The organism is uncultured Subdoligranulum sp., from assembly GCF_937890665.1.
The window spans coordinates 14,831-36,494 of the sequence record NZ_CALADU010000183.1; the positions used below are offsets into that span (position 1 = coordinate 14,831).

Below are 21,664 nucleotides of genomic sequence, written 5' to 3' on the forward strand. Positions count from 1 at the left end.
AGGACATGCAAAGATACCTTCGCCGCATCGCGGCCACCGCCGCGGCGTTCTGCCTGCTGGCGGTGACGGCGCTCCCGGCGTTGGCGGCGCCGGAGTTGGACCCCAACACCGCCGTCAACGACTATGCCAATATCCTTTCCTCCGACACGGAGGAGTATGTAGAGGGCCTTTCGGTGGCGCTGCAAAACACCTGCGGCGCGCAGATCGGCGTATATACCACCGAGTACATCGGCAATTCCACCATGGAAGGGTACGCCTATGACGTGCTGAATGCATGGGGACTGGGGTCTGCCGATAAGGACAACGGTGTGTTGCTGCTGCTGGTGCCGGGGGAGGATGACTACTTTGTGACCCGTGGCGCTGGATTGGAGACCCAGCTCCCCATCAGCAAACTGGGCACCATTTTAGACGAAGATCTGGAACCCAACTGGGTCAAGCAGGACTATGATACCGGCACCCAGCAGACGGTGCGGGCCATTGCCGAGGAACTGTGTACCATCTACGGCATTCCGGTTTCCACGCTGGACAATGCCGCACAGGCTCCGGCTCCGCAGCAGAGGGGAGGCATCAGCTTTGTGACGGTGCTTTTGATTGTTTTTGCCGTGCTGTTGGTCATCGCATTGCTGGCCAGCCTGACCCGGCCCCGGGGCTCTGGGCCCCGTCCGCCTCGTGGCGGTGGGGTTGCCAACGGTCTGTTCTGGTACAGCTTGGGCCGTGCATCCCGGCCGCGCCGTCCTCGGCGCCCGCCGCCGCCCCCGCCCGGTTTTGGTCCGGGCCCCGGCGGCTTTGGCGGTCCTCGTCCGGGTGGTCCTCGTCCCGGTGGTTTCGGAGGTGCTCCTCGTCCGCCGCGTGGCGGTGGTTTCGGCGGGGCAGGCCGTTCCGGCGGTGGATTCCGTCCGGGGGGCGGTTCCAGCCGCGGCGGCGGTGTAGGACGTCGCCATTAAGTCGTGTCGTTTGAACCGGCCCGCATTGCGCGGGTCGGTTTTTGTTATAGAAGGGAGGCTGCCATGGCAGCTTTTGCAGTGATCACCGGTGCCAGCTCCGGCATTGGGGCGGAATTTGCCCGCCAACTGGCGGCACAAGGGTACGACCTGTTGCTGGTTGCCCGCCGGACCCAGCGATTGGAAGCCTTGGCAAAGGAGTTGCCCACCCGGTGCGAGGTCCTTGCGGCGGATCTGTCCCAGACAGAGGTTTGTCTGGGGCTGCTGGACGCTTTGCAGGACCGCCGGGTAGATTTGTTTATCAACAACGCCGGATTTGGTGCCTGCGGGGTGTTTGAGCAGGTGGACCTTGCCAAGGAATTGCAGATGGTGGATGTGAATGTACGGGCGGTACAGATCCTGACCAAAGGGATGGTCCAAAAGATGGAGAAGCAGGGCGGCGGCGCCTTGCTCAATGTAGGGTCCAGCGCAGGGTTGCTTCCCGCAGGACCCTATATGGCCACCTACTATGCCACCAAGGCTTATGTGGTCAGCTTGACCCAGTCGGTGGCGGCAGAACTGCGGGCACGCCGCAGTCCGGTCTATTTGGGATGCCTTTGCCCCGGGCCGGTGAATACCGAGTTCAATGCGGTGGCACAGGTACAGTTTGCACTGCCCGGTATTTCGGCACAGGCCTGCGTGCGCAGCGCGCTGGCAGGAATCCGCCGCCGTAAGACCATCATTGTGCCGGGCCCGATGATGGCTGTCGGTATGACGCTGAGCCGTCTGGTGCCCCGGCGGCCTCTGATCGCGATGGTGGCGCACCAGCAAAAGAGAAAAATGGGCCGCTAGCCAGCGGTAAGACCGGGCACAGATGTCGCGAAGAGATGAATTTTTGCCGTTGGAACGACGAAAGCGTGGCACAGTTGACAGAGCGGTAAAATCTTGCGTTTGCCTCTGTTTTTATCGGCCGGTTTGTGCTATAATCATACTGAATATAGTCAAATTTGCCTGTGGAGGAGGGAAAGTGCCCATGGCGAACCCACAGCGTCCCGACCGGGACCGCCCGCGGCGGTCTCAGCCGGAATCGGAATACAACTGGCAGGACGGATGGGCTCGGCCGGATGCCCCGCGCCGTCCCGACCCACAGCGCGCTGCGCGCCGCGGTCCGCTTACGCCGGAACAGCAGCGGGCGGCTGCCCGCCGTGCCCGGGAGCGCCGCCGTCGTCGCCGCCGCACCTTTTTTGCGGGTACGGTAGGGGGCATTTTGCTGCTGTCCGGCATTATCACCCTGCTTTTGCCCCGCAGCGTGACCGGTGAGCCGGCCCCCGTCGAGGAAACCCCCACCGGCAGTGCCCAGTTGGTGGCCCCGCTGCCTTACGGCGGTTCCGGCAACAGCGAAACCGCCACGCAGACACTGAACTGGGGCAATGTGGGCCCGGTGGAACAAACCGCAGATGCGGGCTATACCTATACGGCGGTTCCGTCGGCGCCCACGGCGTTGCCGGAATTTGGCCGGGTGGATACCTCTTGGTTTGCCGATGCGGCTTTTCTGGGTGACTCGCTGACCGCCGGCTTCTGTGAAAGTGAATATAACATCGACGTAGGCGGGGCGCTGATCTGCGGCTATGAGGGCGTCAGCCCCAACAGCATCGTCAACCGCACCACGGTAGAAAACCCCGACCGGGGCGAAGAAGTGGCGATGGATGTGCTTACCAATGCTCAGCCCGCCAAACTGTATATCTTGATCGGCACCAACGCGCTGGTATCCACCGGCAACGACGAGAGCTTTTTGAACTATTATGGCCGTATGCTGGACGAGCTGCAGGCGGCCTTGCCCAACACGGCCCTGTATGTTCAGTCGGTTCTGTCTGCCACGCAGGAAAAGGTGGAGGATGACGCGCCCGGTCTGGCGCCGGATCGGTTGGCTTCCATCAATGCCTCTATTGAGCAGATGTGCGTGGAGCGGGGCTGCTATTTCCTCGACCTCAACGCCGAGTTCAGTGATGAATCCGGGTATCTGCTTACCGACTATGCCCAGCCCGACGGCGTCCATCTGACCGTTTCGGGATACAACAAGTGGGTCAGCTATCTGTGTACCCATGTGCCTTATAATAAAAACAACCCCTATCAGGCCGGCAGCACCTACTATTTGAGCGACGAAGTCAAACAACTGTTGGCCGACATTCCCTGAGCAAAAGAGGAGAGAGTATGCCCAAACAGGACGAAGACCCCCGTTACACCGATCCCAACCATCCTTACAGCGGCAGCGGCAACCGCTACCAAAACCGGTACAGCAAGGACGAATACCATCGCGGCGACGGCCCCTTCCAGTTCCCGTGGTGGGCCATTGTCATCGGTTTTGTGGTGTGGTGGCCGTTGGGAATCGTCTTCCTCATACTGAACCGTGCCATGCGCAATGGGCGGTTGGGCGGCTTTGAGGAGGCAGCCCGGCGGCGGACCCGAAAAGATATGTCCATCCCGATCGAACCGGTCTATACGGAAACAGAAACCCCTGTCTATGCCCAAGAGGAGCGCTCTGCCAATAAGGCGAAGCCGGCAGCGACTCCTAAAAAGGAGGGCGGTCAGGGCTTGATCACAGGTTTGACCATCGCCGGTGTGGCCCTGCTGATCTGCGGTTTGCTGGCATTGCCTGACGGCATGTATTGGCTGCCCGATGCGTTGGTGGAAGGCGGATATTACTGGACTTGGGTGTTGGAAGAGATGATCCCTGTCCTGATGATGCTGACCGGCGGCGTAGGGTGCCTGTTTGGCGCGCATACCGTGCGCACCAATCGCCGGATGCGCAAAAAGATCGACAACATCGTGGGGGATGCCAAAAACATGCCCATTGCCGACATTGCTGCGGCTGTGCCCTGCAGTTACGAGAAGTGCTGTAAGCATCTGGAAAACTGCATCGATGACGGGGTGTTTGGCCCCGATGCCTATCTGGATATGCGCCGCCGGTATCTGGTGGTGGAAGGCAAAGCGCCGGAACCGACCCCCAAAAAGCCGCGCAAGGCAAAGCCTGCCGCCGAGGAAAAGGACCAATACCAAAAAATCTTAGAGGAACTGCGCCGGGTCAACGACGCCATCCCCGACGAGGAGATGAGCGATAAGATCAGCCGGTTGGAGGCAGTCTCGGCCAAAATTTTCGAGCAAGCCAAGGCCGACCCTGATAAACTGCCCCGGATGCGCAAGTTCATGGACTATTATCTGCCGACCTCCTTAAAGCTGCTGCAAACCTACGCGGAGTTGGATGCGCAGGGGGTCGAAGGAGAGAATATCACCGAGTCCAAACGCCGCATTGAGCAGACGATGGACACGCTGGTGCACGCCTTTGAAACCCAGTTGGATCAGCTCTTTCAGGAGGATGCACTGGATGTCAGCGCCGACATCGACGTGATGGAAAATATGCTGCGTGCCGACGGTCTGGCCGGCGACACGCCGTTTAAACTGTAAAAAATAGGGGAGAGAACCGAACCCATGCAACACCAACCCCAAGGCCAGCTGCGCACCAGCTGGGGCCACTTCAAGAAATACCGCCCGCTGATCCGGGAATTGGTCACCCGTGACCTCAAGGTCAAATACCGCCGCAGTTTTCTGGGCTACGTGTGGAGCATCCTCAATCCGCTGCTTATGATGCTGCTGCAAACGCTGGTCTTTTCGTACATGTTCCGCTGGGATATTCCCAACTATCCGCTTTATCTGATCTGCGGCAATACGCTGTTCAGCTTCTTTAACGAAAGCACCAATATGGGTATGGGCAGCGTACTGGGCAATTCTTCCCTGATCAAAAAAGTGTACGTGCCCAAGTTTATCTTTCCCATCAGCCGGGTGGTGTCCAGCTTTGTAAACCTGCTGTTCAGCTTGACTGCCATCGTGTTGGTCATGCTCATCACCCGGTCGCCCATCTACCCCACGCTGCTGTTGGTCTGGGCACCGCTGCTGCTTCTGTTTTTGTTCTGCTGCGGCATGGCGCTGCTTTTGTCGGCGCTGGCGGTCTACTTCCGGGATTTGCAGTATCTGTACGGCATTCTGACTATGGCGTGGATGTACGCCACCCCGCTCTTCTATCCATTCTCGCAGCTGCCTCTTTTTATGCAGCAGGTCGTTAAATTCAACCCGCTGTATCACTATGTCAACTGCCTGCGCTGTCTGGTTATGTATGGCTTTGTGCCCGGTCCCAATACTTGGTTCGCCTGCATTGCCAGTGCAGTGGTCATGATGGTGCTGGGGCTCGCGGCCTTCCGCAAGCTGCAGCGCAACTTTATTCTGTATCTGTAAGGAGCCGCTCGCTATGCCCATCATTCAGGTGCAAGACGTCTCGATGCGCTTTAATCTGGCGCAGGAAAAAACCGAGACCCTTAAAGAATACACCGTCAAATTGCTGAAACATCAGCTCTTTTTCAATGAGTTCTACGCCCTGCAAAATGTTTCCTTCTCCATCGAACAGGGGGAATCGGTGGCCTTGATCGGCCGCAACGGCAGCGGCAAGAGCACGATGCTCAAGCTCATCGCGGGGGTCATGTATCCTACACGGGGAACTGTGCGTGTCAACGGCGAAATTGCCCCGCTTATCGAGCTGGGCGCAGGTTTTGATCTGGAGCTTACCGCCCGGGAAAACGTCTTTCTCAACGGGGCAGTGCTGGGCCATGACCGGGAGTATATGGAGGCACATTTCCAAAATATCATCGACTTTGCCGAGTTGTGGGACTTTGTGGACGTGCCGGTGAAAAACTACTCCAGCGGTATGATCGCCCGGCTGGGCTTTTCCATTGCCACCGAAGTGGAGGCCGAAATTCTGGCTTGTGACGAGATCCTGTCGGTAGGCGATTTTATGTTCCAGCAAAAATGCCATCAGCGCATGGAAAAGATGCTGTCCGGCGGCACGACGCTGCTCTTTGTCAGCCATGACATCAATCAGGTCAAACAGCTCTGCAAGCGGGCCATCTGGATCGACCATGGCCATCTGCGGGGGGACGGCCCGGCGGAGGAAGTTTGCGACGCCTATGTGGCCGCTATGCAGCGCGGCGAATGAGGAACCCTATGACGTTACACAAAAAGCAAAATCTGTTGCAGGAAGGCGGCATGATCCTTTTGGTGATCGCCGCCATCGCTTTGACGGAGTATTTTTTCTTTCAGCTTTGGCGGCTGGACTGGCATGTGCCAATGCTCTACGGCGGCGACGGCATCTACTGGGTAGGGCAGGTGCAGCGCAGCTACGGCGAACTGACCCAGTCGCTGGGGTGGCCTTTCTACCAGCCGCCCAGCCCCTACGAACCCAACTATGACCTGATCTACGACCTGTTTGTGGCTTTCGTAGGGCTGTTTACCAAGGATACCGGCATCGTCTTTAACCTGTACGTGCTGGTCATTCCCTTCGCCAATGCTTTGGCCGGCTATGCGGTGTTTCGCATGGTGGGCATGCGGCGTTGGTTGGCGTTTGCCTTCGGTGTGACCTTTGGCATCTGCCCCTATGTGCAGCAACGGTTGGCCGGACATATGATGCTGGCCGCTGTGGAATTTGTGCCGTTCTCGATTCTGCTTTGTCTGTGGTGTGCCGAGGATCCCACCTTTGCCCGACCGGGCAAGGGCTTTTTCCGCAATCGGCGCAACTGGCTGGCCATTGCCTTTGCATGGGGAATCGCCAACAACGGTGCGGCGTACTACCCCTATTTTACCTGCTTTTTCCTCTGCATCACGGCGCTGTGCCTGATCCTGCGGGACCGGAAACTGGCCGCCGGTGTGCCCTGCTTTTTGACCATTGCCGAGATTGTGGCGTGGATGATCCCTGACTTTTTCCCCATGGTATTGGGGATGCTGGCTGGGGTGGGCAGCACCCTGACCAATGGCGTGTATCGCAGCCCTATCGGCGCTGACATTTACAGCCTGCGGATCAGCAGCTTACTGCTCTCGCCCAATGGGTACGGCTGGGATAAACTGGCCAAATGGCTCAAACAGTATTTCCATCTGCTGGCCACCGACGAAGGCCCCATGTACAACGAAAATGCCTACGGTTATCTGGGCATTGTGGGCGTGGTGGGCTTTCTTGTACTGCTGGTGCTGCTCTTCAAAAACCATGATTGGCAGTCCGGTAAGACTCAGACCCCTCGTCTGGGGGACCGGGTTTGGCTGTTGGGGCGTCTGAACGTAGCGGCACTGCTGTTGGCCTCGATTGCCAGCTTCGGCGGCTTGATCGGCATTCTGGTGCGCTATATCCGCGGGTACAACCGTATTAGCCCTTATATTGCCTTTTTGGCCTTGTTGGCAGTGGGGCTCTGGGCTGAACATTGTCTGCAAACCCGAAAAGGCCGGGCAAAACGCTTGTTTGCGGTGGTGCTGGTGGTCGTCATGGGGTACAGCTACTGGGAACAGCAGGGCCTGTTTACCCCCAACTATGAGAAGGTCCAGACCACTTGGTATCAGGATGCTGCCTTTATGGAACAGGTGGAAGCGGAAGCCGGTGACGGCGCAGTGATCTTCCAACTGCCCTATATGAAGAATTTTGAGAATGGATCCCTCAACAATATGTGGGATTATACCTTGCTGCGCGGCCCCTTGCACAGCGACACGCTGCGGTTTAGTTACGGTGCCGGATACGGTACCGAGAACGGTGTCTGGTATCAAGAGACCAGCCAGTTGGAACCTGACGCCATGGTAGCGGAACTGCGGGCGCAAGGCGTGGCAGGCATCTATCTGGATCTGGACGGTTACGCGGTAGCGGAACAGCAGCAAACGCTGGAGGATCTCATGACAGCGGCTGGCTGCGAAGAAGGGGATGTGATCGCCCACGAAAGCGGGCTTGTCTACTACATTCCGCTGGACTGAACGTGACGGAGAATAACCGATGGAACTGAAACGTTGGACGGAAAAGCGCTGGTTTTGGCCGGCGGTATGTCTGTTGTCCTTTGCGGCGGGATGGTGGTACCTGAGCATCACCACCTGCGCCCAGCTGGGCGGCGATGACGAGATCATCAACCTGCAAAACTATTACTATGCTACCCACCATACCTTCTGGGACGTTCTGCTCATGAACTGGAAGTCGGTTTTGCCCCAGTTTTTGTTGCAGGCAGGGCGGTTCCGGCCTTTTTCTTCTCCGCCTTTGATTGGTTGGACCAGCTATTTTTTGGGCGACTTGGTGGGGTATAGGCTCTATATTTTGGCTTGGACCTACGCCGATATTGCCCTGACCGGTTGGTTGGTGGGCAAGGCGACCCATAACAAAAAATTGGGCATGCTGTGCTTCTGCCTGATGCCTATGATGTTTTCGCTTTGGCAGGACTCCACCGGCAACAGCCTGTATTCCTACGGCGCTTTGGTGCAAAGCACCTTGCTGCCGGTGCTGGTGGCGGGGCTGTGCGTGCTGCGCTGGCAGGACACCGGCCATAAACGCTGGGCAGTGATAGCGGCGTATTGCGCGTTACACGCCTGCGCCACTTTTGAGATCGGCTTTGTGTATATTGTGCCGCTCTTCGGGCTGGCATGGCTCTACACCGGCAAGGTGCGCCCGGCCCTGCGTCTCAGCCTGCCTATCTTGGCAGGGGAGGGGGCTGCGCTGGCCTTCAATGTGGGGGCGCGGGTGGTCAACGCCCTGCGTGCTGCGGGAATTTTGGCGGGGGATGCCGCCAATCTGGAAGGCATTTCTCCCAATTTCGATTTGGTGGCCATTCTGCGGACCTGGGTTATGCAGATGTCGGCAGGGTTCCCCCTCAACGCTATGATCGCGGGCAAAATGCGACCCGGTCCGGTGGAAGTTTCCGATGTGATCTGTGGCGTGGTGCTGGCTGTGGCGGTGATCCTTGTGTTGGCCGCGCTGGATCGGCTGCCCACCCCGCAGGAAAACGGCATCCTTTTCCTTACCGGATTGGCGATGCTCTCTGCCCCGGCGCTGCTCATTGCGGTGTCGCCTAAATATCAACAGGACGGCAACGTGGACTGGCGGCACGGCTATATTCCCCAGACGGTGGAATCGTTCGGCGTGGGCCTGATGGCAGCCGCCGTATTGATCTGGCTGCTGCGCTGGGCCCGGCGTAAAAGTTGGTGGCCCCGCCGTCGGGCGGTGGTCAGCGTGCTGCTGGCGGCAGGCATGGCGTTCTCGGTGGTATGGCAGCGGTCGCTGACCCGAGCTTCCTACGAGGGCGGCGGGCGGGATTATACCGTCTTTGGTGAGGCGGTGGCTGCCGGTATTGCCGACGAAGTGGGCACCGAGGATCCGGTGGTTTGCGACTTCATCGTATGGGGCGGTAACCTGACAGCCCAGAAGGCGTTTTTCCAGCGCTATGCCGACACCAACACCAACGCCCATGCACTGGTGGTTTGGCGTGGTGAATCCCATGAGGAAACCACTGTCTACCGGTTGGGCATCGGACGAGGTGCCGATAAGAATTACGACATTGCGTGGCTGGGGCTTGGGGCCGATGAGCCGTTGGAAACGGTGACCGGCGTAACAGTTTATCTGCCGCCCCGAGCCGATACGGAGGGTGTGCTGCAATATACCACCCGCAGTGCCGACGGCACCGAAACCGCCTACACCGTACCGGTTCAGTCACTGGTCAGCGGCAACGCGGAGGACGGTGGCCTATGGCTGACCATCCCCGAAACCGATCCGGTGCTGGGGGACAGCATTCAACTGACGGCGGCGGAATAAGGCGCCGATTCTAGCAAAGAGGATTTCTATATGCAAGAACAGCAAAAGCGATGGGGACAACGGTTGTTGGCGTTTGTTTTGATGGCGGTATACTTTGTTGCAATGTGCAGCCTGCACTACCATCAACTCTGCGCCACGGAGGGGTTCCCCTCGGACCTGCCCCAACATCTGGACGAAGCCCTGCGGGGGGAAGTCTATACCCTTGCCTATCTTTTGATTCCGCCGGCCTATGCACTGGCCAAAGAGTGGGGCATGGCGGTGTTGTTGGCTATTTTTCAGGTGGCCGCAATGGGGGTATTTGCTTGGGCCCTGCGTCCTGCCGCGCCGCAGATGTCCGCCCCGGTACGATGGATCGTTAGCCTGATCGTCAACCTGTCGCAGGCGGTCTGGATCCCCCGCGGCGGATACTGGTATCTGGGTACTGTCAACGGTGTCAACTACCATAATACCACCTACATCATGCTGGCGCCTTTTGCGTTGCTGGCGGTGGTGAGTTTTTACCGTGTTTGGCAGCAGATGGAGAGCGGGCTAAACCGCCGAGACTGGTTGGTTTATACGGTGTTGCTTACAGTAGCAACCGGATTTAAAGCGAGCTTGGTTTTCGCCTTTGCACCGGCACTTTTGGTGGTGTTGGTAATAGACCTTGTGCGGACCCGGGGCACCAACCTCAAGTGTGAAATCCTTGTGGGATGCAGCGTGCTGCCCAGCATTGCATTATGCCTGCTGGAATCCGTGGTGCTCTTCGGCGGGGAAAGCGGCGGCTTGCAGTTGGTATTTCAGGTGGACCCGGCGGAATTTGCCACCCACGAAATTTCTTGGGGCTTGTTTACCGAAGCCTCGCGCCGCGGCTTGGTTCGTTCCTTTGTGTTTGTGGGCGCAGTGGCGGTGCTGCTGGGACGCCGTGCATGGGGGAACTTCCGCTACCGGTTCAGCCTGCTGACCTTTGCCATTGCGATGGCCGAGGCACTGCTGATCATCGAAAGCGGAGACCGGATGAGTCATGCCAATCTCTGGTGGGGGCCCTTTATCTGCTTCTGGATCTTTTTCTTGGAATCTTTTTGTGCTTGGCTGCGGGGCTGGACCGCGTGGCGCGCAGGAAGCCGCACGGCCTGTTTGGGCGGGCGTTTGGCCATCTGTGCAGCAGCGCTGCTTTGGCATATCATCAGCGGCATCTGTTTCCTTGTACAAATGCTGCAAGGTGCTTCCTTTAAGATTCCCATTGCCACATGGCAGTTGTGGCCGTTCTAATATACAAAAAACGCGCATGCGGGTATTCCGCATGCGCGTTTTGCTTTGGGTTAGGATTCCGACTCGTTGTTCCAACGGGAGATTGGCACGGCAAAAATAGCACCGCAGAGCAGCAGCGCCGCCGGGTCGCTGGTAATGTGCAAAACCTGCGTTTCCATATAGCCGTAGAGCAGCACTGCCACCAGACAGGTGACCTCCTGCCAACTGCCACGGCGGGCGTAGCCGTACAGGGCCACCATCATCAATACGGCGGCAATCAGCAGCAGTACCGGACCGAACTGGTAGAGCAGATAGACAAAGATGTTGTCCAAAATGGGCCATTCCATCAGCATCTGCCCGGCAATTTTCACATCGTACATGCGGTAGGCCGCCCAGGAAAGGGAGATTCGGCAGGTCAGCAGTTCATCCAGACGGCGCAGCCATGCGGGGCCGATGGCGTTGGCCCAAGGGCCGATCTTGATGACAAAGAGCGGTAAGATCATACTGACTGCGCCTACCAGCGCCACCAGCGCGGCGCAAAGTGCCGCCAGCGGTTTGGGGGCGGGACGATGGCCGACCAGTTTGGCGGCGGCCAGTAAAAGGGCCAGCAACAGCATACAAAGCGCTGCCGAGCGGGAGGCCGGCCCCACCAGCAGAAAAACTGCCACCGCTGCCACACCGGCCAGTTCTACCCAGCGCAGTTTGGCTCGGCGCAGCAGCACCCATGCCAGCACCAGACCAAACACGATGCCGCCGAAGGTGTTGGGGTGTCCGTAGCCGAACAGCAGCCGATAACTGCCGTCCCGTTCACTGGTGGCACCGGGGGCAAGGATGCCCGCAAAATGCAGGATCTCTACCAGTGCCAGCGTGGGCACACCGCAGCCCAAAAAGGCTTTCATGGCCCGGCGCAGCGGTACATCCTTGGCGGCCAGCAGTACCACCGCCAAGCCTAAAAACCAGATGTTTTGCCCATTGAAATACACCCAGCGGGCAATAAAATACAACGCTCCGGCAAGGCCCAAATTGCGCCAGTTGTACCGGGTGCCCAGCAAAATCTTGGCAAAAAAGGCAAGGTACATCACGGTATCCAGCACCGGGGAAACTCGTGCCTGCAGCCAAGGCCAATGCTCCCGTGCTGTGCTGTTGCAAAAAACCACAGTGAACTCATAGAGGGCCAATCCCAAACAGAAGGCATACTGGCCCAACCGCAGCCGGGCAGCCTCCCCCCATGGACCGAACAGCAGGTGTTCCTGCTTCCATAGGCAGCGCAGCGCCGCCGCAGGCCCGCCGCAGCGGTGCCAGCTTGCTATCAAATCTACCGCAGCTGCGGCAAACAGAGCCAGCAGCAGGGCGTTTGCAAAACCAAACAAAGGCAAATCCTCCGTATTCTTCCAGACTGACTTTATTATAAACACAAGGTCGGCGGTTTGACAAGCCTTTTGCGGGATGCTATCCTTATACCAACAAGGAGGGGCTGTCCATGAAAGAAGAGCAATACCGGGCGATCATCGGCTGGTTCAACGCACGTCCGGCCGCACGGCGGGGGCTGTATCTGGTCAGCCGTGGGGCGGTGGCAGCGGTCTATCTGTTGTATGGCGCACTGCTGCTCTGGCTGGCGGCGCGCCGGCAAGCGCAGTTTTTGCCGACGCTGCTCGTCCCGGCGGCAGCATTCTGGCTGGGCAGTGCCCTGCGAACCCGCATCAACCGTCCCCGGCCTTATACAGCCATGGGCTATCAGCCTCTGTTCCCTAAAAAAGAGAAGGGGCGCAGTATGCCCAGTCGCCACTGCTTTTCGGCAGCGGCCATCGCCGTAGTGGCATGGCATTGCAGCCTGCCCTTGGGAATTGCCTTGGTGGCCTTGGCCTTGCTGATTGCGGCTTCTCGGGTCATTACCGGTGTACACTATCCCAGCGATGTGGTGGCGGGTCTTGCCTTTGGGGGCGGATTCGCCTTGGCGGGCTGGCAGCTCTACGGATGGGCTGTGCAGATGCTGCTGGGGTAAAACAAAAAACCGGGCGCGCGGTGCGTCCGGCCTTGGAAAGATTTCTCAGCGGATGAAGTTGGTGCGCTTGCCGCTTTCTGCCTGCGGGGCTTCGATGCCTGCGGCTTTGCCGGCCTCGATGCAGCGCAGGATCCACGCCATGTTGTGGCCCAAGTTGCGCATGATCTGGCAGCCTTCTTCGTCCAGCAGGGCCTGCTCGGCGTTGCCGCCGTGAACCATGGGCCAGTAGGTGGAGCTGATCAGCGGCATTTCAAAGAACTGGGGAATCTTCTCCATGGCTTCCAGCGCCGTGGTGGTTCCGGCGCGACGGGCGCTGGTGACCACCGCAGCGGGCTTGTGGCGCAGATAGGCGCCGCCGCTCATCCCTAACCGGTGCATAAAGCCCAGCATGCTGGCCGCTGCCGTGGCATAGTGAACCGGCGCGCCGAACACGATGCCGTCGGCCTTTTCTACCAGCGGCAGGACCTCGGCGCCCGGGCCCCCGAATACACATTTTCCGGCCTTGGCACAGCCGCCGCAGCCTACGCAGCCGCCTACCGGCGCTGCCCCGATGTGAAAGATAGTAGTCTCGATGCCGGCCTGCTGCAAGGCACCGGCCACTTCGTTCAGGGCCGTATAAGTGCAGCCGTTTTTGTGCGGGCTGCCGTTGATCAAAAGTACATTCATACCGTTTGCCTCCGTTTGTGTGGGATCTATCCCAGTGTATGGTCCCGGCGGGGGACCGATGCGCTGTTTTTATTGTAGCACACCCAGCGGTTTTGGGCAAATCTGCCGGAAAGGAACCCCTGCGATGAACAAGACCTGTCCCAATGTGTCCCAGCACTGCGGCGGATGTCCGCTGCTGACCACACCCTATCCCCAGCAGTTGGCGCAAAAACAGGCGCGGCTGCAAACGCTGTTGGGGCGGTTTGCCCCCGTGGAAGCGGTGCGGGGGATGGACGAACCGTGGCATTATCGGAACAAAGCCATCGCCAGTTTCGCCATGCGGCAAGGAAAACTGGTCTGCGGTCTTTATGCCGAGGGCACCCATCGGGTGCTGCCCGGTGGGGACTGCCTGTTACAACAGCAGATTTTGAATCGTACGCTGGCGGCGGTGACCGAAGCGGCGCAAAGCTGTCGCTGGACCGCCTATGACGAGGACCGGGGGACCGGACTGCTGCGCCATGTGGTGCTGCGCGCCACGCGGGATGACCATGTGTTGGTCACATTGGTCACGCCGGGGCCTGCTTTGCCGGGGGCGCGGAACTTCTGCGCGGCGCTGCGCAAGGCAGCTCCGTGGGTGGCAGGCATCGTCCACAACTGCAACCCCACCGCCACCAGTGCGGTGTTGGGTAACCGGGAAAAAGTCCTCTATGGTCCCGGTTTTGTATTGGATACTTTATGTGGTCTGCGGTTTGCCATTTCCTCCCGCAGCTTTTATCAGGTCAACCCGGTGCAGACCGAAGTGCTTTATGGGGCGGCTATCCAACTGGCAGGGCTGACCGGCCGGGAAACGGTGGTGGATGCCTACTGCGGCATCGGTACCATCGGGCTGTGTGCGGCACCGTCCGCAGGACGGGTGATCGGGGTGGAGCGCAATCCGGCGGCGGTGGGGGACGCCATCGCCAATGCCCGCCGCAATGGGCTGCGAAACGCGCGGTTCTACTGCGCCGATGCCACCCCTTGGATGACCCGAGCTGCCCAAGAACACCTGCGGCCCGACGTGGTCTTTCTGGATCCGCCGCGGGCAGGCAGCACCCCGGCCTGCATCGAGGCAGTGGCGCGGATGGCGCCCCGGCGAGTGGTCTATGTGAGCTGTGACCCCGAAACGCTGGCCCGGGATGTGGCGCTTTTCGGGAAGCAAGGGCATCGGGCCCAGCGGTTTGTACCGGTGGATCTCTTCCCCCACACCCGCCATATTGAAACGGTGGCTTTGCTCACCCGGCAGGAGAGATGACCATGATCTACCATACCAATCCTCGCAAGCAACGGCAATATGACCGCAGCGATTATCGGCTGGAGCCCTATTGGATCCAGCGCCGCCCGGTTCGGAACCGGCGTCTTGTGCTGGCGGTGGCGATTCCACTGGTGTGCGGCGTGGGGGCCTATCTGGCAACGGCCGGGGAAGATGCGTTTCAGCGCGTTAACTGGACGATGATTGCGGCGCTGCTGCCCGGTCTGATCCTGTGGCCCATCGCCATCATCACTTGGAAAAACGATCGTGCTGCCTGCCGGGGTGTGGCAATCTGCCGCTGGGATGACAAGCTGGACCTGCAGCCCAAGCGCTTGATTTATAGCTACCGGGATCGTCGGGATGGGCGGCGCGGACTGCGGTATGAATCTTCGGTGCCCTATTCGCTGCTGGATCGGATCCTCTATTTTCCCGACCGGAGCTTTCTGGTTTTGTGGTGTGGGGGAATCGACACGGTGTACGAAGCCTCCGGTGCGGCAATCAAGCACACCAACTACTGGACGGGCTTTGGTAAGATCATCCGCAGCAACCACAGGGTCTTTTTGCCGATGGTCTACGACGACAACGAAGCCGTTTTGAGAGAATTGGAAACCCTGTCGGCTACGCCGGTGGAGCGTTACCCCGGTACCGATGCGGAAATTCCACCGGATAAACCTTTACAGAATCCGCCGCAAGTGTAAAAAAATGCGGCTCCATGTGTAAAATTTTGAAAAAGTGCTTGCTGTGCCGGGCGGCAGACGGTATAATAAAACCGTTGGAGCGAGGAAAGCAAAAAGGAGCGTGCCTATGTTCTGTAAACTGACCCCGGCGGAAGAAACACGGATGAAAGAACTGCTCTGCGGCGTGGCGGATGATCCCAGCGCCTTGGAAATGCGGCAGTTCATCCAGCACGGAACGGTCACAACCTATGAACATTGCCTGCGGGTGGCGCGGATCGCCTACTGGCTGAATCTGCGGTTTGGGTGCCGTGCGCGGGAGGCCAGCCTGCTGCGGGGAGCCTTCCTGCACGATTTCTATCTGTACGACTGGCATGCCTGCCGCAACATCACCCGTTGGCATGGCTTCAAGCATCCGCTGATTGCCCGGTACAATGCCGAGACGGTGTTCCGCCTCAATGAAACCGAGAAGAATATCATCCAAAGCCATATGTGGCCGCTGACCCCCATGTGGGTGCCCCGCTGCCGCGAAGCAGTGCTGGTTTGTTTGGCCGATAAAATGTCCTCGACATGGGAAACCATCATGGAGCGCAGCGCACCGCAGCCTGCGTGGCAGCATTCGTAATCTATCCTACAAAGTCCTGCTTGGTACTGCCAAGCAGGACTTTTTTCGTATAACAAGATAAATTTATCGAAAAACAATAAAAAATGCTTGCAAAACAATAATACCTGTGCTATACTGCTGCTAACCTGAACAAGACGGGAGCGATCGAGCAATGAAGTGTTGGCAATGGGACGACCACAAAAGCATCACCCTGACTCGCTATGTGGTGGCGTTGGCCATCTTGGCCAGTGTAGTGATGACGGTATCGGGACCGTGGTTGGTGCGCTGGCTGGTGGATACCCATATCTTGCAGCATACCGGCCCGGTGGTGGAGGTGGCCCTGCTGGTGTTGGGGTATCTGTGTGCCGCACTGACGTTTTGGATGTTGTACAATCTATACCGCTTTTTACAGCGGCTGGAACAGGGGCAGGTCTTTGTCCCCCAAACCGTGCAGGCGCTGCGGCGTATCAGCTGGTGCTGTATGGGGGCGGCGGTCCTCTGCCTGCCTGCGGGGGTGCTGATCTATCTGCCCTTTGCCTTTTTGGCGGTGGCGGCCGGGTTTATGGCGCTGCTGGTGCGGGTGCTGAAAAACGCTTTTGAACAGGCTGTCCGTATGAAGGATGAATTGGACTATACCATTTAAAGGAGGTACGCCATCGTGCCCATTGTGGTCAATCTGGATGTGATGATGGCGCGCCGCCATAAAGGTGCAGGGGAGTTGGCCGAGGAAATCGGCATCACTCCGGCCAATCTTTCCATCCTAAAAAATAACAAAGCCAAGGCGGTGCGTTTTTCCACGCTGGAGGCTTTGTGCAAGGCGCTGGATTGCCAGCCTGCCGATTTGTTGGAGTATATTCCCGACGAGCCGTAACGGCTGCCGGATCAACAACCGAATAGGAGGTTTTCCATGACCGAATTGTCGAAAGAGGGCGCCGGGCGTCCCCTCTGTGAAAGTGCGCCCAAAATTGCCCCCAAACCACTGGCAAAAGCCTATCTGTGGGGGGCGGCGGCCAGCTATCCACTGGCCTATCTCTATACCCGAAGAATCCTCTTTTTTGCAGGGGAGCTGGGATGGGAGATCCTGCTTTTTGCCCTGCTCTTTGTTGCCGGGGTGGAGGCAATGGCCCGCGCCCTGCACCGCAAGGCATCCCCCGAAACGCCGCTCTGGGCGGGGTGCTGGCTGGTGCTTTCTTGTGTGATGCCCCTTTGGGGTGTACAGCCGGCATTGACCGGGTGGCAGGTAGTGGTGTGGCATCTTTTTGCCATCTGGTTTGTACTGGCCCGCTGCGGTATGCTGGCACAGGGATATACCGGCAGTCTTTGCTTCCTTGACGGACTGATGGGCGGCGTGGTGCTGCCTTTCGGCAATTTTTTCCGCCGTATCGCGGCGGTGGGCGCGGGGCTGCACGCTTTGGCGCAGCATCGGGTGAAGCTGCGCCAGACTGCTGTGGCGGTGGGGACGGTCTTACTTACCTTGCTGCTGTGCGGTACGGCATGGCAGTTGCTGGCGGCGGCCGATGCGAACTTCGCTGCACTGGGACAGGGACTGGACCGTTGGCTGGATGAATTGCTGAATAGCTACCGATTTGTGGAGACCTTCATCTACTTTTTGCTTTCTCTGCCGGTGGGGGCGTGGCTGTACGGGTTGGTGGCAGGCTCGCTGCATCGGGAAACCCCGCCCTGTACGGGGGACCGCTTCTTTGCCTTGCTGCAGCCCGTCCGGGTGCTGCCCGCTGTGACAGCGAACGTGGTCGTGGGGGCACTCAGCCTTATATATACCTTGTTTTTTGTGCTGCAAGCCGCCGAATGGTTCGCGGCTGCACCGTTGGGGCTTACAGCGCCGGTGGCCGCTTCCTTTGCTGTGGATGGTTTCTGGGAATTGCTGCGCATTCTTTTGATGAACTTCTGCGTGTTGGCGGCGATACGATTTTTGGGCCGTCAGCCGCTGCCCAAAGCCTTGGCAGCCCTTTTCTGCGGTTATGGGGTGGCTTTCGCGGTGCTGGCGGGGGCAAAGTTGGCCACCTATATCCACCTGTTTGGGTATACGCCCCGGCGGGTGGTAGCCGGCTGGTTTTTGTGCGTGCTGGCAGTCTGGGCCGTCCTGCTGCTGGTGCGGGTCTTCCGGGTACTTCCGGCGGCCCGTATCGGACTGGCTGTGCTGGCCGTGAGCTTTGTGGTGCTTTCCTGCACGGATCTGGAAAGCCGCATTGTGAAAGCCAACGTGGCGCGTTATACAGCCGGTGTGGATGCTGAGTTGGATCTGGATGTGCTGCGGGACTGCGGCTTGAACTTCTGGCAGCGTGGCCGGGACCGGACCAAGGTGGTGACCTATACCCGTTGGCTGCTGGATGCCGGCTGGTTTACCGACCGCAGCATACAAGATCTGCTGCCGCTGTACAATCTGACGGGATCCCTCAGTGTCGGCCAAACGCAGGAAGTGGAGCTGGACGACACCCATGGGCTTCGACTGACCTTTGATGTGAACGGCCGCTGCACAAGCGCTGCCTTGACGACCCGGGAAAAGGGGGTATAATAAAACCGTCGGGACCCAACCCGGCCACCTTGATGAAAACCACCCGGAGGTACCTTGTATGCCCGATATCTATACCCGAACCCGTGCCCTGCTGGGCACGCCGGCCTTGCAGACGCTGCGCAGCGCCCATGTGGCGGTGTTTGGCATCGGCGGGGTGGGCGGTCAGGCCGTGGAGGTGCTGGCCCGCAGCGGGGTAGGAACGCTGAGCCTGTTTGACAGCGACACCGTGGCAGAGTCCAACCTGAACCGGCAGTTGGTGGCGCTGCGCTCTACGCTGGGACAGTATAAGGTGGATGCCATGGCGGCCCGCATTGCCGACATCGACCCCACCACGGTAGTATACGCCCACCGGATGTTCTATGGCGCTGATACCGCCGATGCCGTCGATTTGAGCCGGTTCGACTATGTATTGGACTGCATTGACACCGTTTCGGCCAAGCTGCTGCTCATCGAGCGGTGCAAAGCGGCGGGAACGCCCATCTTGTGCAGCATGGGGGCCGCCAACAAGCTGGACCCGATGGCTTTTCGGGTAGCGGACATCGAAAAGACCAGTGTGGATCCGCTGGCCAAGGTGATTCGCATCCAGTGCCGCAAACGGCGGTTGGGCAAGGTCAAGGTGGTGTTTTCCACCGAAGTGCCGCTGCCGCCCCTAACCGATGAGCTGGAGGAAAACCCGGTGCAGGGCCGGCGTACCGTGCCGGCCAGCAACGCCTTTGTGCCGGCGGCCTGCGGGCTGCTCTGCGGCAGTGAAGTGGTCAAGGACCTGCTGCGCAAAGCTGGAACCTACCGTGCCGAATCCGACAGATAAACCATGCGCTCCCCGTTGGGAGCGCATTTTTTTGTGGAATTTTACATTTTATTCCGGTGGTACCGGATTGTAATTTGTTCGGCAAAATGTTACACTATTCTTACTTATATTGTTTGAATTTTGCTGCATACCCTGCCAAGGAGAGGTACATCGCCGTGTCTGAAGATCGCAAAATTTACCGCAGCTCTGCCCGGGCTGCTTCCCCCACCGCCGGTCCGGCTGCCCAGCAGCCGCCGACGGGGCGGCCCAACCAACCGCCGACGGGACGGCCGCAGCCGCCCCGCAACGGAAAATCTCGTCGTAAACGCTCTCGCCGCCGGCGCAACCGGTTGGTGTTGGCGCTGTGTTTGCTCTGCCTGTTTGTGGTGGTAACGGTCTGCATTGTGCTGACCCGGTGTACTGCCGGCCCCAGCGGCCCGGCGCAGGCAGATTTTGGCACCCCTGCGGCCGCGTGGCAGAAAAATGAACTGGGATACTACTTCAATTCCAGCGGCGAAGCTATGCCGGCAGCTGTGCTCAAGGGTATCGACGTGTCCAAATTCCAAGGGGAAGTGGACTGGGAAAAAGCCAAAGCGGCAGGCATTGATTTTGCCATCCTGCGCTGTGGATACGGCGGCGAGTGGGATGGGCAGGAGGCAGACTGGGCGCAGGATGACGACCAGTGGCGCCGCAATGCCGACGAATGTACTCGACTGGGGATTCCTTTCGGGGTGTACCTGTATTCCTACGCCACGACGGTGGAGGAAGCTCGGTCCGAAGCCGACCATGTGGCGCGGTTGGTGGGACTGGTAGCGCCTCCGCAGGAAGGGTTGGAGGACTATACCGCTTCGCCCTACACCTTGTCCTATCCGGTCTACTACGATCTGGAGGATAAAAGCATCAGTGACATCTTCCCTGAGGAGATGGCCGCCATCACGCAAGCCTTCTTTGACCGGTTGGTGGAGTTGGGCTATACAGGGGAGCAGGGCATTTATGCCTCGCTGAACTGGGGGCGCGCCCGGTTCGATGACCCGGCCTTTGACCCGTGGCGGGATAATCTGTGGGTTGCGCGGTTCTCTGACTCGTTGGGCTATACCGGTACCTACGATATGTGGCAGTGCACCTATCAGGCCCCCGGCGCCGACTACGGTGTGCAGAGCGAAACGGTGGATGTAGATTTCATCATGCGGCCCTTTACCTTGACCGGCATTGCGGACGGTATGGGCAAAGCGGCGGACCCGGTTTTTGTGAATGATACCTACCAGATGGAACTCCATCTGGATGCGAAGGATGCCCGTGCCACACTGACCACCAACCAACCCTCCGAGGAGGAAGGCGGCCAGAAGATCTACTGGCAAACCAGTAATAAAGAAGTCGCCACTGTGGACAAAAACGGGACGGTGCTGGCCCGGGCGGACAGCGGGGAGTGTACCATCACCGCTACGCTGGCCGATGGTACCGAGAGTGTCTCCTGCGTGGTGCGGGTAGGGGACATCACCGTGCCGGTGTTTGCTACCGGCCAACTGGATGGTCAGCGGGACGACGGCAACGTCAGTCTGGCCGATGTGGCGGCCCTCAAGGCCTCTACGCCGGATTCCATCCTGCTGGATGCAGGCGGCAGTCTGCATGGAACCCTCAGTGCCAGTCTGACCGGCGGTATGGATATGTTCAGCAGTTTCTCGGCCGCCGGATATGACCTGCAGGCCTGTGGCGCCGAGGACCTTGCCTACGGCATCGAGCGTCTGCGCAGCGACGCCAATATGGGCGCCGGTCCGGCGCTGGCCGCCAACCTGCGGGATGCCGAAGGTTCGGCCATCTTCTACCGCTCTACCAGTTGGAACCGCAACCGCATCACCAACGGTATGAACTATGTGGTGGAACGTGCCGGTTACAAGATTGGCTTCTTCTCGCTGGCAGACAGCGAGGCCGTCACCCAGACCATCGGCCTTGTCAACGAGGAAACCCCCATTGCCAACGATCTGGCCCAGACGGCCAGTGAGCAGGTGACGGCTTTGCAGGCCGAAGGGGTGGATGCGATCCTCTGCATTGCCACGCCGGGGGTGGATGTGGCTGCCTTGCAAGGTACTCTTGCCCAGTTGGACGTCACCGCGGTGATTGACGGCGGCGCCACCGAAAACCAGACCGGTTCGGTGCCGGTGCTGGCTGCCGGACAGGGACTGGAAGCTGTTGGCCGTTTGAACCTCGTCTTTACGCAGGGAGGGAGCTGCCGGGTAGAGTTGACCGATGCTGTGCCGGCAAGCACCTTGGTTGCCAACCGGGACCGCTGGAACGGCTATGGCTCCGACAATAGTACGGCATCGGATTCGGCAGCCG

At 59.2% G+C, this 21,664-nt stretch carries 20 protein-coding genes; 18 read left to right on the forward strand and 2 right to left on the reverse strand.

What is annotated here, in order from left to right; all coding sequences use genetic code 11:
- Window positions 1-5: 5 nt before the first annotated feature.
- The 9 genes from Q0526_RS10495 (at window position 6) to Q0526_RS10535 (ending at window position 10,818) form a co-directional block, all read left to right on the forward strand.
- Window positions 6-944, forward strand: a complete 939-nt coding sequence (locus tag Q0526_RS10495) for a YgcG family protein (RefSeq protein ID WP_298733288.1) — start codon at window positions 6-8, stop codon at window positions 942-944.
- 63 nt (window positions 945-1,007) lie between these two features.
- Window positions 1,008-1,772, forward strand: a complete 765-nt coding sequence (locus tag Q0526_RS10500; RefSeq protein WP_298733290.1) for an SDR family oxidoreductase — start codon at window positions 1,008-1,010, stop codon at window positions 1,770-1,772.
- Window positions 1,773-1,953: 181 nt separating this feature from the next.
- Entirely contained in the window at window positions 1,954-3,114 is a 1,161-nt protein-coding gene (locus Q0526_RS10505) for a GDSL-type esterase/lipase family protein (protein WP_298733292.1), read from the forward strand.
- Window positions 3,115-3,131: 17 nt separating this feature from the next.
- Window positions 3,132-4,382: a 5-bromo-4-chloroindolyl phosphate hydrolysis family protein gene (locus Q0526_RS10510; RefSeq protein ID WP_298733293.1), complete on the forward strand. Its 1,251-nt coding sequence runs from the start codon at window positions 3,132-3,134 to the stop codon at window positions 4,380-4,382.
- 24 nt (window positions 4,383-4,406) lie between these two features.
- Window positions 4,407-5,207 carry an ABC transporter permease gene (locus Q0526_RS10515; RefSeq protein ID WP_298733296.1) on the forward strand — a complete coding sequence of 267 codons (801 nt, stop codon included), beginning with the start codon at window positions 4,407-4,409 and terminating at the stop codon, window positions 5,205-5,207.
- A 13-nt stretch (window positions 5,208-5,220) separates the two neighbouring features.
- The gene (locus Q0526_RS10520) at window positions 5,221-5,961 is read left to right on the forward strand and encodes an ABC transporter ATP-binding protein (RefSeq protein WP_298733298.1); all 741 of its coding nucleotides are present in this window, start codon (window positions 5,221-5,223) and stop codon (window positions 5,959-5,961) included.
- Between the two features lie 8 nt (window positions 5,962-5,969).
- Window positions 5,970-7,751, forward strand: a complete 1,782-nt coding sequence (locus tag Q0526_RS10525; RefSeq protein ID WP_298733300.1) for a hypothetical protein — start codon at window positions 5,970-5,972, stop codon at window positions 7,749-7,751.
- Window positions 7,752-7,770: 19 nt separating this feature from the next.
- Window positions 7,771-9,570: a hypothetical protein gene (locus Q0526_RS10530; RefSeq protein WP_298733302.1), complete on the forward strand. Its 1,800-nt coding sequence runs from the start codon at window positions 7,771-7,773 to the stop codon at window positions 9,568-9,570.
- A 30-nt stretch (window positions 9,571-9,600) separates the two neighbouring features.
- Window positions 9,601-10,818, forward strand: a complete 1,218-nt coding sequence (locus tag Q0526_RS10535) for a hypothetical protein (RefSeq protein ID WP_298733305.1) — start codon at window positions 9,601-9,603, stop codon at window positions 10,816-10,818.
- A gap of 50 nt (window positions 10,819-10,868) precedes the next feature.
- Here the strand turns inward: Q0526_RS10535 and Q0526_RS10540 are convergent, their stop codons facing one another.
- The gene (locus Q0526_RS10540) at window positions 10,869-12,167 is read right to left on the reverse strand and encodes a hypothetical protein (RefSeq protein ID WP_298733307.1); all 1,299 of its coding nucleotides are present in this window, start codon (window positions 12,165-12,167) and stop codon (window positions 10,869-10,871) included.
- A gap of 110 nt (window positions 12,168-12,277) precedes the next feature.
- Here Q0526_RS10540 and Q0526_RS10545 point away from each other — a divergent pair, with 110 nt between their 5' ends.
- A complete protein-coding gene (locus Q0526_RS10545) occupies window positions 12,278-12,799 on the forward strand; it encodes a phosphatase PAP2 family protein (RefSeq protein WP_298733309.1) in 522 nt (173 codons plus the stop codon).
- Between the two features lie 45 nt (window positions 12,800-12,844).
- Here Q0526_RS10545 and Q0526_RS10550 read toward each other — a convergent pair whose 3' ends face one another.
- Window positions 12,845-13,465, reverse strand: a complete 621-nt coding sequence (locus Q0526_RS10550; protein ID WP_298733311.1) for a flavodoxin family protein — start codon at window positions 13,463-13,465, stop codon at window positions 12,845-12,847.
- Between the two features lie 124 nt (window positions 13,466-13,589).
- On the opposite strand from Q0526_RS10550, the gene rlmD reads away from it, so the two are divergent.
- The 8 genes from rlmD to Q0526_RS10590 all read left to right on the forward strand — a co-directional run.
- Window positions 13,590-14,735 (forward strand): 23S rRNA (uracil(1939)-C(5))-methyltransferase RlmD, encoded by a 1,146-nt coding sequence (gene rlmD / locus Q0526_RS10555; RefSeq protein ID WP_298733313.1) that lies wholly within the window; start codon window positions 13,590-13,592, stop codon window positions 14,733-14,735.
- 2 nt (window positions 14,736-14,737) lie between these two features.
- Complete coding sequence (locus tag Q0526_RS10560; RefSeq protein WP_298733315.1) at window positions 14,738-15,430, forward strand: hypothetical protein; 693 nt, start codon at window positions 14,738-14,740, stop codon at window positions 15,428-15,430.
- A gap of 106 nt (window positions 15,431-15,536) precedes the next feature.
- Window positions 15,537-16,031 (forward strand): HD domain-containing protein, encoded by a 495-nt coding sequence (locus Q0526_RS10565; RefSeq protein WP_298733317.1) that lies wholly within the window; start codon window positions 15,537-15,539, stop codon window positions 16,029-16,031.
- Window positions 16,032-16,182: 151 nt separating this feature from the next.
- Window positions 16,183-16,653, forward strand: coding sequence for a DUF2975 domain-containing protein (locus tag Q0526_RS10570; RefSeq protein ID WP_298733319.1), 471 nt, complete (start codon window positions 16,183-16,185; stop codon window positions 16,651-16,653).
- 15 nt (window positions 16,654-16,668) lie between these two features.
- A complete protein-coding gene (locus tag Q0526_RS10575) occupies window positions 16,669-16,881 on the forward strand; it encodes a helix-turn-helix transcriptional regulator (RefSeq protein WP_204651751.1) in 213 nt (70 codons plus the stop codon).
- A gap of 36 nt (window positions 16,882-16,917) precedes the next feature.
- Window positions 16,918-18,543 carry a DUF4153 domain-containing protein gene (locus tag Q0526_RS10580; protein ID WP_298733321.1) on the forward strand — a complete coding sequence of 542 codons (1,626 nt, stop codon included), beginning with the start codon at window positions 16,918-16,920 and terminating at the stop codon, window positions 18,541-18,543.
- A 58-nt stretch (window positions 18,544-18,601) separates the two neighbouring features.
- Complete coding sequence (locus tag Q0526_RS10585; protein ID WP_298733323.1) at window positions 18,602-19,351, forward strand: tRNA threonylcarbamoyladenosine dehydratase; 750 nt, start codon at window positions 18,602-18,604, stop codon at window positions 19,349-19,351.
- Window positions 19,352-19,506: 155 nt separating this feature from the next.
- Window positions 19,507-21,664 (forward strand): GH25 family lysozyme (locus tag Q0526_RS10590; protein WP_298733324.1); only part of this gene is annotated, 2,158 nt, incomplete at its 3' end.

Bases quoted from the DNA above. Each gene is read 5' to 3' on its own strand.
- Q0526_RS10570 (WP_298733319.1), top strand. From the start codon at position 16,183: ATGAAGTGTTGGCAATGGGACGACCACAAAAGCATCACCCTGACTCGC.
- Q0526_RS10545 (WP_298733309.1), top strand. From the start codon at position 12,278: ATGAAAGAAGAGCAATACCGGGCGATCATCGGCTGGTTCAACGCACGT.
- Q0526_RS10510 (WP_298733293.1), top strand. From the start codon at position 3,132: ATGCCCAAACAGGACGAAGACCCCCGTTACACCGATCCCAACCATCCT.
- Q0526_RS10550 (WP_298733311.1), bottom strand. From the start codon at position 13,465: ATGAATGTACTTTTGATCAACGGCAGCCCGCACAAAAACGGCTGCACT.
- Q0526_RS10585 (WP_298733323.1), top strand. From the start codon at position 18,602: ATGCCCGATATCTATACCCGAACCCGTGCCCTGCTGGGCACGCCGGCC.
- Q0526_RS10565 (WP_298733317.1), top strand. From the start codon at position 15,537: ATGTTCTGTAAACTGACCCCGGCGGAAGAAACACGGATGAAAGAACTG.
- Q0526_RS10515 (WP_298733296.1), top strand. From the start codon at position 4,407: ATGCAACACCAACCCCAAGGCCAGCTGCGCACCAGCTGGGGCCACTTC.
- Q0526_RS10500 (WP_298733290.1), top strand. From the start codon at position 1,008: ATGGCAGCTTTTGCAGTGATCACCGGTGCCAGCTCCGGCATTGGGGCG.
- Q0526_RS10530 (WP_298733302.1), top strand. From the start codon at position 7,771: ATGGAACTGAAACGTTGGACGGAAAAGCGCTGGTTTTGGCCGGCGGTA.
- Q0526_RS10495 (WP_298733288.1), top strand. From the start codon at position 6: ATGCAAAGATACCTTCGCCGCATCGCGGCCACCGCCGCGGCGTTCTGC.
- rlmD (WP_298733313.1), top strand. From the start codon at position 13,590: ATGAACAAGACCTGTCCCAATGTGTCCCAGCACTGCGGCGGATGTCCG.
- Q0526_RS10580 (WP_298733321.1), top strand. From the start codon at position 16,918: ATGACCGAATTGTCGAAAGAGGGCGCCGGGCGTCCCCTCTGTGAAAGT.
- Q0526_RS10525 (WP_298733300.1), top strand. From the start codon at position 5,970: ATGACGTTACACAAAAAGCAAAATCTGTTGCAGGAAGGCGGCATGATC.
- Q0526_RS10520 (WP_298733298.1), top strand. From the start codon at position 5,221: ATGCCCATCATTCAGGTGCAAGACGTCTCGATGCGCTTTAATCTGGCG.
- Q0526_RS10560 (WP_298733315.1), top strand. From the start codon at position 14,738: ATGATCTACCATACCAATCCTCGCAAGCAACGGCAATATGACCGCAGC.
- Q0526_RS10535 (WP_298733305.1), top strand. From the start codon at position 9,601: ATGCAAGAACAGCAAAAGCGATGGGGACAACGGTTGTTGGCGTTTGTT.
- Q0526_RS10505 (WP_298733292.1), top strand. From the start codon at position 1,954: ATGGCGAACCCACAGCGTCCCGACCGGGACCGCCCGCGGCGGTCTCAG.